The sequence below is a fragment of the Burkholderia sp. SIMBA_062 genome (assembly GCF_046534765.1).
Taxonomy (GTDB): Bacteria; Pseudomonadota; Gammaproteobacteria; order Burkholderiales; family Burkholderiaceae; genus Burkholderia; species Burkholderia ambifaria.
Window position 1 is genome coordinate 124,932 of the sequence record NZ_JAWRYD010000010.1, and the last position, 16,039, is coordinate 140,970.

A 16,039-nucleotide genomic window follows, 5' to 3' on the forward strand; every position below is an offset into this window, starting at 1 on the left:
TTCGCGGGTGGGTTACCGGTTGTGCCGGTTCATGTAGACGAGCCGCTCGAGCAGGCTCAGATCCTGCTCGTTCTTCAGCAGCGCACCCGCGAGCGGCGGCACGATCTGCTTCGCATCGACGCCGCGCAGCGCGTCGGCCGGGATGTTCTCGGCGAGCAGCAGCTTCAGCCAGTCGAGCAGTTCGGACGTCGACGGCTTCTTCTTCAGCCCCGATACGGTGCGCAATTCGAAGAAGCTCTCGAGCGCCGCGCGCAGCAGCTCCTCGCGGATGTTCGGGAAGTGGACCGCGACGATCTGCTGCATCGTCGACGCGTCGGGAAACTGGATGTAGTGGAAGAAGCAGCGGCGCAGGAACGCGTCGGGCAGCTCCTTCTCGTTGTTGGACGTGATGATCACGAGCGGGCGGTGCTTCGCGCGCACGGTCTCGCGCGTCTCGTACACGTGGAATTCCATCCGGTCGAGCTCGCGCAGCAGGTCGTTCGGGAATTCGATGTCGGCCTTGTCGATCTCGTCGATCAGCAGCACGCTCGGGCGCTCGGCGTCGAACGCCTGCCACAGCACGCCCTTCACGATGTAGTTCGAGATGTCCTTCACGCGCTCGTCGCCGAGCTGCGAGTCGCGCAGCCGCGATACCGCGTCGTATTCGTACAGGCCCTGCTGCGCCTTCGTCGTCGACTTGATGTGCCACTGCAGCAGCGGCATGTCGAGGGCGGCGGCCACTTCCTCGGCGAGCATGGTCTTGCCGGTGCCCGGCTCGCCCTTGATCAGCAGCGGGCGTTGCAGCGTCAGCGCGGCGTTGACCGCGAGTTTCAGGTCGTCGGTGGCGACGTAGTGCGAGGATCCTTCGAAACGCATGGCGGCGCTCTTCTTAATCGCAAAAAAACCCAGTATAAGTCAGAAGGGCTGTCCAGTCGGGCCGGGGCCGCGTATCGTTGCGGAGCTGCGGCGGGGCGGGCCGGGGCACCTGGTGGACGCGTTCCCCGCCGACGCGGTACAATCTGGCCGTTTTTTTTGGCCTGCGTGGCGATCCGATAAGCAAAACGGCGCGGGCCGTTGCCGCTTCGGCGCCAGTTTCCCCTCAAGCTAGGTTACAAGAGCTATGAACAAATTCGTCGGCAAACACGTCGTTGTCGCGGCGCTCGTGGCGCTCGCGGGCAGCGCGCAGGCGGCCGGTGTGGTCGGCAACCCGAAGGACGGGGCGGGCAAGGCCGCCATGTGCATCGGTTGCCACGGCATCCAGGATTACCGCGCGGCGTACCCGGAGGTCTACCGGGTGCCCGTCCTTGGCGGCCAGAACCAGCAATACCTCGAGAACGCGCTGAAGGCGTACCGCAAGAAGGATCGTCATTTCCCGTCGATGAATGCGATCGCCGGTTCGCTGACGGACCAGGACATCGCGGATCTGGCGGCCTACTACGCCGCCCAGAAGGCCGACACGAAGGACAATCCCTACAAGTAAAGCGCGCGCCGCCGATTCTTACCGGCGGGACAGGAGCATTCATGAACAACGCATTCAAGACGGCGGCGGTTGCACTGATGGCCGGCCTCGCGATCGGTACCGCGCATGCGGCGGACACCGTGAAGGGCAAGGAACTGGTCGAGTCGCACAACTGCGCGGCCTGCCACGGCGCGCAACTGAACAAGCCGATCAACGCCGAGTATCCGCGCCTCGCGGGCCAGCACGCCGATTACCTCGTGTGGTCGATGCGCCAGTACCAGATGGGGCTGACGAACCCGCTGCTCGGCCGCAACAACGCGATCATGCAGGCGCAGGTCCAGAACCTGTCGGTCAGCGACATGAAGGACATCGCGGCCTACATCGAGTCGCTGAAAGAGACCGATCTCGTCTTCAAGAAGTAAGCACGCTGGGCCTTGACGACCCGTGCAGCAGGCATACCCCGCCATGGCGGGGTATTTTTTTGGGTGCGGCGCTCAGTCGCGCGACGCGCGGCGCAGGATGCGCTGCAGGTACGCGTCCGTATCGGGCGGCGTGCCGGTGCGCTGCGCTTCCCAGATCGTCTCGCCGAGACATTCCATGATCATGTGCTGCGCTTCGTGCGTCGAGTCGAGCTTCGCGGCCAGCTTGTCGTGCGCGGCGCGGATGCCGGGCGGCTGGTCGATCGACAGCTGCTCGCTGATCGCGAGGTGCATCGACAGATGCAGGAACGGGTTCGTGCGGCCTTCCTCGGGCGTGTAGTCGCGCGCGGCGGCGCCGTCGGCGTCCGCGAGGTCTGCATGGTATTCGGGGTGCTCGACGATCCAGTCGGCAGCCATCGCTTCCAGCGGCGTCAGGATCTCGCCGGCGCGCTGCTTGCGCCAGGTCTCGGTGAAAAAGCGACGGACTTCGTCGCGACTCGGATTGAACATGGTGGGGAAACGTCGTGATTCGGGCGGCGTCATGCCGCGTCGCGCATTGTACGCCGGGTCGGCGCACGGTGCTGGCGGCGCTGGCGGCGATGGCGCGCGGGCGGGGCGCGCATCGTGGCGGTCCACGGGCGACGTGGGCGACGTAGGTGGCGTGGACGGGAGCCACCCTGCGCGGGCCGCGGCGCCGCGCAACGGGTAAGCGCGGGCTAGGCTGCCGGGCGCCGCGCCGCTACACTCCGACGATTCCCGTCGTCGCGCTCGCCCCCGCTCAACTCGCTCAACATGTCCGCCACCGCCCGTTCATCGTCCGCCGCGCTGCAGGGCGCGCTCTACGTCGCGCTGTCCGCCGCCGCATTCGGCGCGATGGCGATCTTCGGCCGCTATGCGTATGCGGCCGGCGTCGACGTGCTCGGGCTGCTGATCGTGCGTTTCGCGATCGGCGGCGCGATCCTCGCCGCGATCGCCCGGCACCGCCGCGTCGCATGGCCGCGCGGCCGCACGCTCGTGCCGCTCGTGGCGATGGGCGCGCTCGGCTACGTCGGACAGTCGTTCTGCTATTTCAGCGCGCTCCAGCATGCGCAGGCGAGCCTCGTCGCATTGCTGCTGTACCTGTATCCGGCCTTCGTCACGTTGCTCGCCGCGTGGTGGCTCGGCGAGCGCCTGACACGCGCGAAGGCGGTCGCGCTCGTGCTCTGTGTCGCGGGCTCCGCGCTGATGGTCGGCGGTGGCCACGGCGAGCCGCTCGGCATCGCGCTCGCGCTGGCCTCCGCGGTGATCTATTCGCTGTACATCGTCGGCGGCACCAAGGCGACGCGCGGCGTCGATCCGCTCGCGACCACCGCGATCATCTGCCTGTCGGCGACCGCGACGCTCGTCGCGATCGCGATCGTGCGGACCACGGCGTTCGGCGTGGCGCCGCGCTGGCCGGCGACGGCCGCCGGCTGGGTGTCGATGCTCGCGATCGCGCTGGTGTCGACGGTCGCCGCGATGCTCGCGTTCTTCGCCGGGCTCGAGCGGCTCGGGGCCGCGCGTACGTCGATGCTGTCGACGCTCGAACCGGTCGTGACGGTCGCGCTCGCGGCGCTGCTGTTCGGCGAGGCGCTGTCGCCGCTGCAGTGGGCCGGCGGCGTCGCGATCCTCGCGGCCGTGCTGGCGCTGGTGCGCGCGGGCGGCGCGGCGGCCGACGACGCGACGGCGACGTCCAACGCATAGCAGGAAAAGGGAAAGCCACCGGCGCAGCAATGGAGCCGGCCGGTTGCAACGCGCGCGGCCCGTCAGCCGCGGCTCGCGCTCACTCGTTCGGCGGTGGCGTCTTCGGCCGGAATTCGCACAGCGGCTCGATCGCGCAGTGCCAGCATTCGGGCTTGCGGGCCTTGCACACATAGCGCCCGTGCAGGATCAGCCAGTGATGCGCGTCCTGCAGGAACTCCTTCGGCGTGAACTTCTCGAGCGCGGCCTCGACGGCCCGCACGTCCTTGCCGGGCGCGAGCCCCGTGCGGTTCGCGACGCGGAAGATATGCGTGTCGACCGCGATCGTCGGCTGGCCGAACGCGGTGTTCAGTACGACGTTCGCGGTCTTGCGGCCGACGCCCGGCAGGCTCTCGAGCGCTTCGCGATCGGCCGGCACCTCGCCGTCGTAGCGCTCCAGCAGGATGTTGCACGCGGCGATCACGTTCTTCGCCTTGGTGCGGAAGAGGCCGATCGTCTTGATGTAGTCGGCGACGCCTTCTTCACCGAGCGCGACGATTTGTCGCGGGGTGTTCGCGACCGGAAACATCTTGCGCATCGCCTTGTTGACCGACACGTCGGTCGCCTGCGCGGACAGCATCACCGCGATCAGCAACTCGAACGGCGTCGTGTATTCGAGCTCGGTGGTCGGATGCGGATTGAGGCTTTGCAGCGTTTCGTAGATCGCGCGTCGTTTGGTGGCGTTCATGGACGGTTCTTGGGCGGCGCGGACGGGCTGGTCCGGTCGTCGTTGTTGTCTGGATCGTCGTTGTCGTTGCCGTTTTCGTCGCCGGCTGCCGCGGCTTGCGCGTCGCGCTGCGCCTGCTGCTCGGCGAGCCGCTTGCGGCGGGCTTCGGCCGCGTCGATCTGCGCCTGCACGGCCGCGCTCACGCCTTCGGTGTTCCTGGGCCCGGTGCCTTGCTCGGACAGTTCTTCCTTCTTCTTGCGCGCGCGTTCGAGCGCGGCGGCGATGATCGCGCGTTTCTTCGCGTCGGCGTCGTCGGCCGGCGCGGCGCTCGGTGCGTCAGGCTGTTTGCCGGGTTCTGCCGCGGCCGGCGCCGCCTTGGCCGCACCGGCGCTGGCTGCGCGGCGGGCGGCGGCGCGCGCTTCGGCGGCCTCGCGTTCGCGGCGCTGGCGGGCGAGCCGGCGGTCGTGGCGTTCGCGCGCGGCGTCCGCCTGTTGCTGCGACCACGCGTCCCAGCCGGTGCGATCGCCGGTCACGGGGACCATCGCGATGCAGTCGACCGGGCAGGGCGGCACGCAGAGATCGCAGCCCGTGCACAGCGATTCGACGATCGTGTGCATCTGTTTCGGTGCGCCGACGATCGCATCGACCGGGCATGCCTGCATGCACAGCGTGCAGCCGATGCACAGGCTTTCGTCGATGAACGCGACGGCGCGCGGATGCTCGGTGCCGTTGACGGGGTTCAGCGGAATCACGGGCTTGCCGAGCAGGCTCGCGAGGCGCGCGATGCCTTCGGCGCCGCCGGGCGGGCACTGGTTGTAGTTCGCATCGCCGGCGGCGATCGCGTCGGCGTACGGACGGCAGCCGTTATAGCCGCACTTCGTGCATTGCGTCTGGGGAAGCAGATCTTCGATGCGATCCGCGAGGGTCTTGGAATCAGTCACGGTGACAACGGGCGCTGCGGCGCCGAATGGCTCTCGGCCGCGTGTGGCGCGGCCGGAAAGGTTTGCCAAACCTTGATTATCGCCGATTTCCCGCATTGCGCTGGAGGCCGTCTGTGCGCATAATCGAACCGCTTTTTTGCAGGGGCTCAGCAGGAGGGCGGCCGCACGTGGTGCGCCCGTTCCAGGGCGGCCGGCGCCGAGGCGGTCGGGGTGCCGGTCCGGATCACGCGGCTCACATAGCAAAACGCCACATGAATCAGCCAAAAATCAAAAGAGATCCTGAAGGTACGCGCCGTCGCATCCTGATGGCGGCAGCCGAAGAGTTCGCGAGTGGAGGGCTGTTCGGCGCACGCGTCGATCAGATCGCACGCCGGGCCGAAACCAACGAGCGCATGCTCTATTACTACTTCGGCAGCAAGGAGCAGCTGTTTACGGCCGTGCTCGAGCACGCGTTCTCCGCGCTGACCGAGGCGGAGCGCGTGCTGGATCTCGATGGCGTCGCACCCGTCGAAGCCGTCACGCGGCTCGCGCATTTCGTGTGGGATTACTACCGCGATCATCCTGAGCTGCTGCGGCTCATCAACAACGAGAACCTGCACGAAGCGCGCTACCTGCACAAGTCGACGCGGATCCGCGAGATGATGTCGCCGATCGTCGCGAAGCTCGGCAACGTGCTGATGCGCGGCCAGAAGGCCGGGCTGTTCCGCGGCGACGTCGATCCGCTGCACTTCTACGTGACGCTGTCGGGGCTCGGCTACTACATCGTGTCGAACCGCTTCACGCTCGCCGCGACGCTCGGACGCGACTTCAGCGAAGCCGACGAGCGTGCGGAAATGGTCAGGATGAACACCGAGGTGCTGCTCGCGTATCTGCTGCGACGCTGAGCCGTGCGCCGATGCGCGGCCCACTCGCGGCCGCCCGCTGCATAAGAAAACGCCGCCGTGCACACAAGCAACGGCGGCGTTTTTGCGTCGGAATGCGGCGTGTCAGGCGGCCTTGCGCGCGCGAATGGGCTTGGCCCGCGTATTGCCCGCGCTTTTCGCGGCCGGCGCGGCCGGCGCAGCCTTCACGCTTGCCGTCCTGGCGGGGGCAACCGTCGGGGCCGGCGCCTTCGCGCGCACGCGTTTGGCGACGGCGGCGCGCGTCGGTTCGGGCTGCGTGCTGGACGGCACGGCGGTGAGCGTCGTCGTGGCCGGTGCATCGGCGGGCGTCTTCGCCATGCCGTTCTTCGGCTCCGGCGCATGCTCGCGGATGAAGTCGCGCAGTTGCGGGTAGATGATCGTGCGCCAGCGGCGGCCCGAGAAGATTCCGTAGTGACCGCACTTCTCCGCGGTCAGGCTGCGGCGATCGTCCTGCGGGATGCCCGTGCACAGCTCGTGCGCGACGTGCGTCTGGCCGCTGCCCGAGATGTCGTCGAGCTCACCCTCGATCGTCATCAGCGCGGTGTGCTTGATGTCCTGCGGACGCACGCGCTCGCCGTCGACATCCCACGTGCCTTCCGCGAGCCGGAATTCCTGGAACACGACGCGGATCGTCTCGAGGTAGTACTCGGCGGCCATGTCGAGCACCGCGTTGTACTCGTCGTAGAACTGGCGGTGCGCTTCGGCGTCGTCCTCGTCGCCGCGCAGCAGGCTCTGGTAGAAGTCCCAGTGCGATCGCGCGTGCCGCTCCGGGTTCATCGCGACGAAGCCCGTGTGCTGCAGGAAGCCCGGATATACGTGGCGGCCTTCGCCCGGATAATTCGCGGGCACCGTGTGGATCACGTTGTTTTCGAACCACGAGGTCGAGTGCTGCGTCGCGAGCGAGTTCACCGAGGTCGGGCTGCGGCGCGCATCGATCGGGCCACCCATCATCGTCATCGTGAGCGGGGTGTCCTCGCCGCGGCTCGCCATCAGCGAGATCGCCGCGAGCACCGGCACCGTCGGCTGGCACACGGAGATCACGTGCAGGTTGCGCGCGCCGATGTGACGAATGAATTCCTGGATGTACGCGACGTAGTCGTGCAGGTGGAACGGGCCGACCTCGACCGGCACCATCCGCGCGTCGATCCAGTCGGTGATGTACACCTTGTGATCCTGCAGCAGCGTGCGCACGGTATCGCGCAGCAGCGTCGAATGGTGGCCCGACAGCGGCGCGCAGACCAGCACGACCGGCTCGTCCTTCAGTTGCGTGACGGCGTCGGCGTCGTCCGAATAGCGCTTGAAGCGCAGCAGCCGGCAGAACGGCTTCTCGATGATCGTCTGCTCGACGATCGGGATGTTGTGGCCGTCCTTGACGATCTGGTGCAGGTTGAATTCGGGCTTTTCGTAATCCTTGCCGAGCCGGTACATCAGCTCGTAAGCGGCCGCCATCCGCGTCGCGCCGGGCATCAGCGAGAACGGGCTGGACGGATTGGCGAACGACTTGGAGGCGGCCTGGGCCCAGGCCGTGAGCGGGCTCAACATGGCCCGCTGGAATTCGTGCAGTTGGTAAAGCATGCAGACTACTCCCGCTTGGGGGACGGTGCGCAGGGGCGGCGTGGGGCGTCGCGGCGTGCCGTGTGGGTCAGCGACCGGCCATATTGCAGTGCGGCCGGACAATCGACTTGATCATATCGGACAACGATGGATGTTGCAATGCAACATTTCCCCGATTTTTCATCAAATTTTTGCGAATTGACGATCTCTGAACAAGCCGCCCCGCCGCCGGTCAGCGCCCCGTCGCCATGGCCGGCGCGGGCTGGCCTGCCGCGCGCGCCATTGCATCTTCGTGGTGCATCAGGTTCATCGCGGTATGCACCAGCGCCACGTGCGAGAACGCCTGCGGGAAATTGCCGACGAGCCGGCCTTCGACCGGGTCGTATTCCTCGGCAAGCAGGCCGAGGTCGTTGGACAGCGCGAGCAGCCGGCTGAACAGCCGGTGCGCGTCGTCGATCCGCCCGAGCAGCGCGTAATTGTCGACCAGCCAGAAGCTGCACGCGAGAAACGTGCCTTCGCCGGGCGGCAGGCCGTCGTCGTATTCGGTCGTGCGGTAGCGCATCACGAGCCCGTCGTGCAGCAATTCCCGCTCGACCGCCTCGACCGTGCCGACGACGCGCGAATCCTCCGGCGGCAAAAAGCCGAGCAGCGGCATCAGCAGCACGCTTGCGTCGAGTTCGTCGCTGCCGTAGCTCTGTGCAAACGACCGTTTGCCTTCATGCCATGCGTTCTCGCATACGTCCGCGTGGATTCGGTCGCGCAGCGCGCGCCAGCGGTCCAGCGAGCCGGGCAGGCGGAACATCTCCGCCGACTTGATCGCGCGATCGAACGCGACCCACGCCATCACCTTCGAGAACGTGAAATGGCGGCGGCCGCCGCGCGTCTCCCAGATGCCTTCGTCGGGCTCCTGCCAGATCTTCTCGAGATGGTCGAGCAGCGCGCATTGCACGGACCACACCGTGTCGTCGGCCTGCAGGCCGCCTACGCGCGCGAGGTGCAGCGCGGCCATCACTTCGCCGAACACGTCGAGCTGCAACTGGTTCGCCGCGCCGTTGCCGACGCGCACCGGTTTCGAATCCTGATAGCCGGGCAGCCAGTCGAGCTCCATTTCCGGCAGCCGGCGCTCGCCGGCGATCCCGTACATGATCTGGATCTGCTCGGGCGAACCGGCCATCACGCGGCCGAGCCACGTGCGCCACGCGCGCGCCTCGTCGTAGTAGCCGCCGCGCATCAGCGCGAGCAGCGTGATCGTCGCATCGCGCAGCCAGCAATAGCGATAGTCCCAGTTGCGGTTGCCGCCGATCTTCTCGGGCAGCGACGTGGTGGGCGCCGCGACGATGCCGCCGGTCGGCTCGTATGCGAGCGCCTTCAGCGTGATCAGCGAGCGGCGCACGGCGGCCGCGTAGCGGCCCTGCACCTGGCAGCGGCCCGACCATTCGAGCCAGTAGTTCTCGGTGCGCGCGAGCATCGACAGCGGATCACGCGCGGGCGGCAGCCGCAGGTGGGACGCCGCGTAGCCGAGCGAGAACGGAATGCGTTCGTCGGCGCTCACCGTGAATTCGGCGAGCGTGTGCAGGTTCTTGCCGGTGAGCGCGACCGGCGTGCGCAGCACGACCGTATCGGGTCCGGCGATTGCTTTCATCCCGCTCTCGCGCGACAGCTGCGTGACCCACGGGATCGAGAAACCGTAGTCGAAGCGCAACACCAGTTCCATGCGCATCTTCATCGTGCCGTGCCGGCCGACGACGATCCGCACGAGTTCCGACCAGCCGTTGCCGGGCGGCATGAAGTCGATCACGGTGACGGCGCCGTCGGCGCTTTCGTAGTCGGTTTCGAGGATCAGCGTGTCGCCGCGGTAGCGGCGTGACGTATGCGTGATCGCGGCGTCGGCGGCCGGCGCGAGCAGCCAGCGGCCGTGCTCGGGAGTGCCGACCAGCGCCGCGAAACAGGCGCCCGAATCGAAGCGGGGCCAGCACAGCCAGTCGACGGAGCCGTCTTTCGAAATCAGCGCGGCGGTGTGTCCGTCGCCGACGAGGGCGTAGTCTTCGATCAGGGCGGGCATGGGCAAGCGGTCCTTGGGTTATTCGAGTTCACAATGCAGGCTGCGTCGCCCGGGCTTCACGTGTCGGCGTCGCGCCCCGTATACTCGGCCGGGCGGCGGAGCGCATGAACGGCCGGCGTTTCGTCCTATCTCAACACTTGAAGCGACTCGACGCAAGGAGGATTCAATGCCCAACCGTTTACGCGAGCATGACGCACGCGCTTCGACACGAGGGTTCCCGCTTAGGCTCGCTCACTGGATGAAAGGTTTCGCGATCGTGCTTTCCTTGTCCGCGACCTCCAGCTTCGCACAACAATCGCCGGCGCCGGCCGACGGCGTCTACAACCTCCTCGTCGGCACCTATACGGGGCGCGGCAGCGACGGGATCTATGTGTACCACTTCGATACGAAAACGGGCAGCGTCGCGCCCGTGTCGTCGGCGAAGACGGTGAATCCGTCCTATCTGTTGCCGAGCCGCGACGGTCGCACCGTCTACGCGGTCAATGAACTGCCCGGCGACAACGGACCGGCCACGCAGCGCGGCGGCATCAGCGCGTTCAGCTTCGATCCGAAAACGGGGGCGCTCACGTTCATCGACCGCGTGTCGTCGGAAGGAAACGACCCGTGCTATCTCGCGCTGTCGCCGGACGGCAAGTATCTCGTCACGGCCAACTACTCGGTCGCGGCCGATCCGGGCGGCAGCTTCGCGGTGTTCCCGACCCGCGACGGCGGCGCGGTCGGTTCCGCCGTGCTGACCGTGCACCACGAAGGCACGGGGCCCGTGAAAGGCCGCCAGGACGGCGCGCACGTGCACTCGACGGTGTTCTCGCCCGATGGTCGCTACCTGTTCGTGCAGGACCTCGGCGCGGACAAGCTCTATGGCTACCGCTACACGGTGGACGGCAGCCGCGGGCTGTTCAGCCCGACCGACACGCGCTACACGCCCGTGAAGGCCGGCTCCGGCCCGCGTCACATGGTGTTCGGCGCCGACGGCCGGTTCGCATACGTGACGAGCGAACTCAACGCATCGGTCGAGGTGTTCGGCTACCGCGACGGCAAGCTGACGCCGGTCGAGACGCAGCCGATGACGGTGCCGGGCTTCAAGGGCAAGGTCGGCGGCGGCGCGATCCACCTGTCGCCGGACGGCCGCTTCCTGTACGTGACCAACCGCGGCGACGTGAACGAGATCGTGATCTACGCGGTGAATCAGGCCGACGGCCGGCTGAAGCTCGTCGGCCGCCAGTCGAGCCTCGGCAAGACGCCGCGCGAATTCCTGATCGATCCGACCGGCAAGTGGCTGATCGTCGGCAACCAGGACAGCGACACGTTCTACGTGTTCAGCCGCGATGTCGAAACGGGGCAGCTCGGCCCGAATCCGCAGAAGGTGGCGCTCGGCAGCCCGGTCGACTTCAAGCTGGTGCCGGTGGCGCAGTAAATGCACGAAGGGCGCTGCCGCGGCAGCGCCCTTTCCGTGTCGGGCGGCCGCTTGCGCGGGGCGCCCGGATCGATCGTCGGCGGCCATGCGGCCGCCATGCTCAGTCGGCCGCGGCCGGCACGAGCACCTCGCGGCTGCCATTGATGCCCATCGCGGACACGAGTCCGGCCGCTTCCATCTGCTCGACGAGGCGCGCGGCACGGTTGTAGCCGATGCGCAGCTGACGCTGCACCGACGAGATCGACGCGCGCCGCGTGCGCACGACGAACGCGACCGCTTCGTCGTACAGCGGATCGGCTTCCGCATCCGGCGCGTCGCCGAACAGGTCCTGCGTCGCCCCGTCGGCGGCGGGGCCGTCGAGAATCCCTTCCTCGTACTGCGGCTCGCCGAACTGCTTCAGATATTCGACGATCCGGTGCACTTCCTCGTCGGCGACGAACGCGCCGTGCACGCGCTGCGGGTAGCCGGTGCCCGGCGGCAGGAACAGCATGTCGCCCTGGCCGAGCAGCGACTCGGCGCCCATCTGGTCGAGGATCGTGCGCGAGTCGATCTTCGACGACACCTGGAACGCGACGCGCGTCGGAATGTTGGCCTTGATGAGGCCGGTGATCACGTCGACGGACGGGCGCTGTGTCGCGAGGATCAGGTGGATGCCGGCCGCGCGCGCCTTTTGCGCGAGACGGGCGATCAGTTCCTCGATCTTCTTGCCGGCGACCATCATCAGGTCGGCCAGCTCGTCGATCACGACGACGATCAGCGGCAGCTTCGACAGCGGCTCGGGATCTTCGGGCGTCAGCGAGAACGGGTTGCCGATCTTCTTTTCCTTCGCTTCCGCGTCGCGGATCTTCTGGTTGAAGCCCGCGAGGTTGCGCACGCCGACGGCCGACATCAGCCGATAGCGCTTCTCCATTTCGCCGACGCACCAGTTCAGCGCGTTCGCCGCGAGCTTCATGTCCGTGACGACCGGCGCGAGCAGATGCGGGATGCCTTCGTAGACCGACAGCTCGAGCATCTTCGGGTCGATCATGATCAGTCGCACGTCCTCGGGCGTCGCCTTGTACAGCAGCGACAGGATCATCGCGTTGATCGCGACCGACTTGCCGGAGCCCGTCGTGCCGGCGACCAGCATGTGCGGCGCCTTCGCGAGATCGGTGACGACCGGGTGGCCGGTGATGTCCTTGCCCATCGCGATCGTCAGCTGCGACGTCGAATGCTGGTACTGGCGCGATTCGAGGATCTCCGACAGGCGGATCATCTGGCGTTTCGCGTTCGGCAGTTCGAGGCCCATGCAGGTCTTGCCGGGAATCGTCTCGACGACGCGGATCGACGTGAGGCCGAGGCCGCGCGACAGGTCCTTCATCAGGCCGACGATCTGGCTGCCGCGCACGCCGAGCGCGGGTTCGATCTCGAAGCGGGTGATCACCGGGCCCGCCGATGCGCCGACCACCGTCACCGGCACCTTGAACTCCTGCAGGCGCTGTTCGATCACCTGGGCCGTTTGCGCGAGATGTTCTTCAGTGATCGGTTCGACGTCGCCGGAGGGGGGCTCGAGAAGATCGAGCGTCGGCAGTTCGACGTTGAACGATGCGGGCGCGTGGAATTCGAATGCGTTCGGACGCGGCGGGCGTTCGGGCGCGGCTGGCGCGTCGGGGGCCGGGGCGCTCGATTCCGCGAGTGCGGCGGGTTCGGCTGCAGGCGACAGGGGGGCCGCGGGAAGCGTGGCGGCCGGGACCGGCGCGATCGTCGCGGCCGGGATCGAGGTGCTGGTCGTCGTGGGCATTGCGGCTGCGCCGGGCATGGCCCAGCTCGACAGCGAGGCAGCGGCAGCGGGCGGGGCGGCGAACGGTTGGGCCTGCGGCGCCGGGGTGGGCGCGATGGGTGGCGTCGGTGTCGCCGCGTCGATGGAGGCGCCCGGAACGGAGAGGGTCGGCAATGCCGACGCCGACTGGCTCGCGGAAGTCGGGGGCGCGGCCGATGCCGTCGCGTCGGGGGCCGCGGCGATCGACGCAAGCGCGCCGCTCGTCGAGACTGGCGTGCCGCCAAATGCGGCGGGCGAAGCGGCCGCGACCGGGCTCGTCGGGGCGAGCGTGCCGGAAGACGATGTCGGGAAGGCGGCAACGCCAGCGGCAGCGGCGGGCGCGGTGCCGCCGGTTGCCGTCTGCGCTGCGGCAGCTGACATGGACGGTTGACCGATCGCCGAAGCGTCGGGCATGCGATTCGACGGGGCTGCCGAAGGCGTGGCCGACGCGCTCGATGCTGCGGTAAATGTGCTACCCGACGCGGCGGACGACACGACGGCAGGCGGCACCGGCGTGCTTGGCGCCGGTTGCGGGGCGGTTGCGTTGACGGACGTGCCGGTCGATGCAGGTGACGACGAGGCCGTCACGGTCGGCGCTGTCGCAGCACGTTGCGCGGGGGGCAGACCCGCGGCGCCCGTCGCGGAGGTCGCGGCCGCTGCCAACGGTGCCGATACGGAAGACGGCGCTGTGGTCGGGCTGGAAGTGCTCGCTGCGGACGTCGGGACGGATGTCGCGACCGGTGCGGCCGGTTGCGACAGTGAACCGGAGATCATGCTCGTCACACCGGTAAACGAAGGCGTGGCGGCGAGCGGCGTGCTGCTCGACGTATTCGCCGGCGCCGGCGCAGCGGCGCCGGGCGCGGCGCCCATATGCGACGGCGCGCCAGCTATCGGGGCCGTCTGCGCGGCAGCGAACGGTTCAGCGGACAACGGTTTCGACCATGACGCGGGCGCAGCGGAATCAACGGAAGCAGGGTCAGCGCTCGCGGAGGTCGCAGCAGACGCCACAGACGTCGCGCGTTGCGTATCTGCGGGCAACGGCGCGGTTTCGCCAGCGTGTTTTTCCGCTGCCTTCCAGACCGTTCCCGTCACGGCGTCGGCCGGTGCGGCATTCGACGCGGCAAAGGGCGCCGTCGTCGCTGCCGCGACGGGCATTGGGTCGGCGGACGGACGCATCGGCGTTGCCGCGATCGACGAAGCGGGGAGGGGAGTGCCCGGCGCGACCTGCTGGACGGGCTTCACGTCGTCAACGGGTGCGTGTGCGTGTTGTTTCGCCTCGACCGATATGCCGGTATCGCCAGGAGGCGTGGATTGCGGCTGGAACTGGCCGCCGATCCGGGCGGCCGTGGCCGCGTCCTTCGCATCGACGGGGCGGCCCATATCGCTTGCCGTCGGTGTGACGGCGACCGCGTGTGCCGCCAACGGCTCGCGCGTGGCCGACAGCGGCGTGGCAACCGGGCTCTGGTGTGATTCGCCGAGTCCGGAAACCGGCTGGCTGACGATGTCTTCCCACGGCGCAAAGTCGATCGGCGCATCGAATGCCGGCGCGGCAGGGACATCGGCACCATGCCGATGCTCGCGCTCCGCATGACGCGTCGGCGCGTCGGCCTCGACGGCGGAATCCGACATGGCATGCCGCGCGGCGTCACTGAACGCCGACGTGCCGGTATCAACAGCATCAACAGCAGGCGCGCGCACGGTCGGCTCGGTCGGCATGAACGCATCCAGCACGATCGGTGCGTCGTCGTATGCCGACGCGGCTTCGTGCGCATCCGGACGGCCTGTGTCGTGAGGTGCGAACTGACGCGCATCCTGAATGACGCCAGCCGGTACGGCGGTCGATGCGGTCGATGCCCCCGATGCCCCCGATGCCCCCGCGGCCACGCTGCCCGCGGCGGCAACCGTGCCGGCCACGGTCGCCGCGGCGGCCGTCGCCGGCGACGCATCGGTCGGGCGCACGCCATCCAGCGCCGCCCACTGCGCGGTGCTGGCCTCGATGGAGCGCAGCGTGTCGTGAACGCTCGGCGCCGGCGTGATCGGCTCCGCGGGCTGTTGCACCCATGCATAGAGCGGCGCGCGTGCCGGTGCCGGTGGCGTGGGGCGACGGCGTGCCGCATCCTGCGACTGGCCGGCGGCGCCGGCTCCCGTCACCGGGCGCACCGGCGTGCGCGGCTGCGTCGCGCCCACCGGACGCGGCGTGACCGCGGTGCGCGGCGCGGCCGGCTGCTTCAGCGCGGCCGTGGCCGGCCGGGCGGCGGTCGGTTGCGGCCGAACGGGCTCGAACCCGGCCGGCAGCGGGGCCGGATTGGGGCGCGGTACTTGTGCGTTCGCGGCGGCGCGCGCGAGGCTGGCGGTGCTGCCGGTCGTCGGGGGCGGCATTGCGCTCGCCGTGCCGGGTGCGGGCGGTGCCGGCATCCGGCTGGCCGGCGTTGGCTTCAGCCAGCCCGACGGCGCGACCGGCTCCGCGGGCGGACGCGGCGCTGCCTTGCTGCGCGGCTTCGGGCGGGTCTGCGGATCGGGTTTCCACACCGTCGGGCGCGAATACCGGCCGTTCTGCCGCGGCGCCATCGAGTTGACGGTATGGGCGGTCGTCGGCTGCACGAGGTCGTCGTCACGGTGCAGCGCGCTGCGCGGCAGATCGGCGACGCCGCGCACATCGTCGTCGTCGACGTCGCGCGCGAGCTTGACGCCGAACGACGTGTCGACCCAAGCGGCGAACTGCCGCCAGCCGATGCCGGTCAGCCACGGCAGGCCCGCGAAGAACAGCACGACCATCGCGACCGGCGTGCCGATCGGGCCGAGCACGTGCGCGAAGCCGTTCGAGAGCGCGTGGCCGAGCGCATTCGTGTCGGGGCCCGACAACGGGCTCGTCAGTGCGCAGCTTGCGACGAACACGGCCGCGAAGCCCAGCCACAGGCGAATCGAGCCGCGGCCGGCGAGGCCGCCGCCAGCGGGCAGCATCGCCTGAACGAGACGCCAGAAGAGAAGGAGGAACCAGACGGCGGAGATGCCGAACCAGCCGAAGACAACCGTGTGCATGCTTTGATGAAACAGGAAGAGGGCGGGGAGCGCGGTGCGCGACCCGC

Annotated in this window: 12 protein-coding genes; 5 read left to right on the forward strand and 7 right to left on the reverse strand. The window is 68.6% G+C overall.

Going from position 1 to position 16,039, the window contains the following annotated elements; all coding sequences use genetic code 11:
• Positions 1-12 precede the first annotated feature (12 nt).
• On the reverse strand, positions 13-855 hold the full coding sequence (locus tag SB786_RS13230) for an AAA family ATPase (protein WP_006761211.1): 843 nt from the start codon (positions 853-855) through the stop codon (positions 13-15).
• Between the two features lie 244 nt (positions 856-1,099).
• Between SB786_RS13230 and SB786_RS13235 the strand changes: the two genes are divergently transcribed.
• Positions 1,100-1,459 carry a c-type cytochrome gene (locus SB786_RS13235; protein WP_006754446.1) on the forward strand — a complete coding sequence of 120 codons (360 nt, stop codon included), beginning with the start codon at positions 1,100-1,102 and terminating at the stop codon, positions 1,457-1,459.
• Positions 1,460-1,500: 41 nt separating this feature from the next.
• The gene (locus SB786_RS13240; RefSeq protein ID WP_410727860.1) at positions 1,501-1,860 is read left to right on the forward strand and encodes a c-type cytochrome; all 360 of its coding nucleotides are present in this window, start codon (positions 1,501-1,503) and stop codon (positions 1,858-1,860) included.
• A gap of 72 nt (positions 1,861-1,932) precedes the next feature.
• On the opposite strand, the gene SB786_RS13245 is transcribed toward SB786_RS13240, so the two are convergent.
• Entirely contained in the window at positions 1,933-2,400 is a 468-nt protein-coding gene (locus SB786_RS13245) for a DUF1841 family protein (protein WP_410721207.1), read from the reverse strand.
• Positions 2,401-2,649: 249 nt separating this feature from the next.
• On the opposite strand from SB786_RS13245, the gene SB786_RS13250 reads away from it, so the two are divergent.
• Positions 2,650-3,579, forward strand: coding sequence for a DMT family transporter (locus tag SB786_RS13250; RefSeq protein WP_410727861.1), 930 nt, complete (start codon positions 2,650-2,652; stop codon positions 3,577-3,579).
• Between the two features lie 79 nt (positions 3,580-3,658).
• On the opposite strand, the gene nth is transcribed toward SB786_RS13250, so the two are convergent.
• Positions 3,659-4,303, reverse strand: a complete 645-nt coding sequence (gene nth, locus SB786_RS13255) for an endonuclease III (RefSeq protein WP_410727862.1) — start codon at positions 4,301-4,303, stop codon at positions 3,659-3,661.
• Positions 4,300-5,319, reverse strand: coding sequence for an electron transport complex subunit RsxB (gene rsxB, locus SB786_RS13260; protein ID WP_410727938.1), 1,020 nt, complete (start codon positions 5,317-5,319; stop codon positions 4,300-4,302). Before rsxB ends, nth begins: the two co-directional genes overlap by 4 nt.
• Positions 5,320-5,474: 155 nt before the next feature.
• Between rsxB and SB786_RS13265 the strand changes: the two genes are divergently transcribed.
• Positions 5,475-6,107 carry a TetR family transcriptional regulator gene (locus SB786_RS13265; RefSeq protein ID WP_034176600.1) on the forward strand — a complete coding sequence of 211 codons (633 nt, stop codon included), beginning with the start codon at positions 5,475-5,477 and terminating at the stop codon, positions 6,105-6,107.
• A gap of 102 nt (positions 6,108-6,209) precedes the next feature.
• Here the strand turns inward: SB786_RS13265 and SB786_RS13270 are convergent, their stop codons facing one another.
• Together SB786_RS13270 and SB786_RS13275 are read right to left on the reverse strand one after the other, a co-directional pair.
• The gene (locus tag SB786_RS13270; protein ID WP_410727863.1) at positions 6,210-7,700 is read right to left on the reverse strand and encodes a polyhydroxyalkanoate depolymerase; all 1,491 of its coding nucleotides are present in this window, start codon (positions 7,698-7,700) and stop codon (positions 6,210-6,212) included.
• Between the two features lie 211 nt (positions 7,701-7,911).
• Entirely contained in the window at positions 7,912-9,741 is a 1,830-nt protein-coding gene (locus SB786_RS13275) for a glycoside hydrolase family 15 protein (protein WP_410727864.1), read from the reverse strand.
• Positions 9,742-9,907: 166 nt separating this feature from the next.
• Between SB786_RS13275 and SB786_RS13280 the strand changes: the two genes are divergently transcribed.
• On the forward strand, positions 9,908-11,155 hold the full coding sequence (locus tag SB786_RS13280; protein WP_410727865.1) for a lactonase family protein: 1,248 nt from the start codon (positions 9,908-9,910) through the stop codon (positions 11,153-11,155).
• Between the two features lie 100 nt (positions 11,156-11,255).
• Here SB786_RS13280 and SB786_RS13285 read toward each other — a convergent pair whose 3' ends face one another.
• A complete protein-coding gene (locus SB786_RS13285; protein WP_410727866.1) occupies positions 11,256-15,992 on the reverse strand; it encodes a DNA translocase FtsK in 4,737 nt (1,578 codons plus the stop codon).
• Positions 15,993-16,039: the final 47 nt, after the last annotated feature.

Bases quoted from the DNA above. Each gene is read 5' to 3' on its own strand.
- SB786_RS13230 (WP_006761211.1), bottom strand. From the start codon at position 855: ATGCGTTTCGAAGGATCCTCGCACTACGTCGCCACCGACGACCTGAAA.
- SB786_RS13235 (WP_006754446.1), top strand. From the start codon at position 1,100: ATGAACAAATTCGTCGGCAAACACGTCGTTGTCGCGGCGCTCGTGGCG.
- SB786_RS13240 (WP_410727860.1), top strand. From the start codon at position 1,501: ATGAACAACGCATTCAAGACGGCGGCGGTTGCACTGATGGCCGGCCTC.
- SB786_RS13245 (WP_410721207.1), bottom strand. From the start codon at position 2,400: ATGACGCCGCCCGAATCACGACGTTTCCCCACCATGTTCAATCCGAGT.
- SB786_RS13250 (WP_410727861.1), top strand. From the start codon at position 2,650: ATGTCCGCCACCGCCCGTTCATCGTCCGCCGCGCTGCAGGGCGCGCTC.
- nth (WP_410727862.1), bottom strand. From the start codon at position 4,303: ATGAACGCCACCAAACGACGCGCGATCTACGAAACGCTGCAAAGCCTC.
- rsxB (WP_410727938.1), bottom strand. From the start codon at position 5,319: ATGCGGGAAATCGGCGATAATCAAGGTTTGGCAAACCTTTCCGGCCGC.
- SB786_RS13265 (WP_034176600.1), top strand. From the start codon at position 5,475: ATGAATCAGCCAAAAATCAAAAGAGATCCTGAAGGTACGCGCCGTCGC.
- SB786_RS13270 (WP_410727863.1), bottom strand. From the start codon at position 7,700: ATGCTTTACCAACTGCACGAATTCCAGCGGGCCATGTTGAGCCCGCTC.
- SB786_RS13275 (WP_410727864.1), bottom strand. From the start codon at position 9,741: ATGCCCGCCCTGATCGAAGACTACGCCCTCGTCGGCGACGGACACACC.
- SB786_RS13280 (WP_410727865.1), top strand. From the start codon at position 9,908: ATGCCCAACCGTTTACGCGAGCATGACGCACGCGCTTCGACACGAGGG.
- SB786_RS13285 (WP_410727866.1), bottom strand. From the start codon at position 15,992: ATGCACACGGTTGTCTTCGGCTGGTTCGGCATCTCCGCCGTCTGGTTC.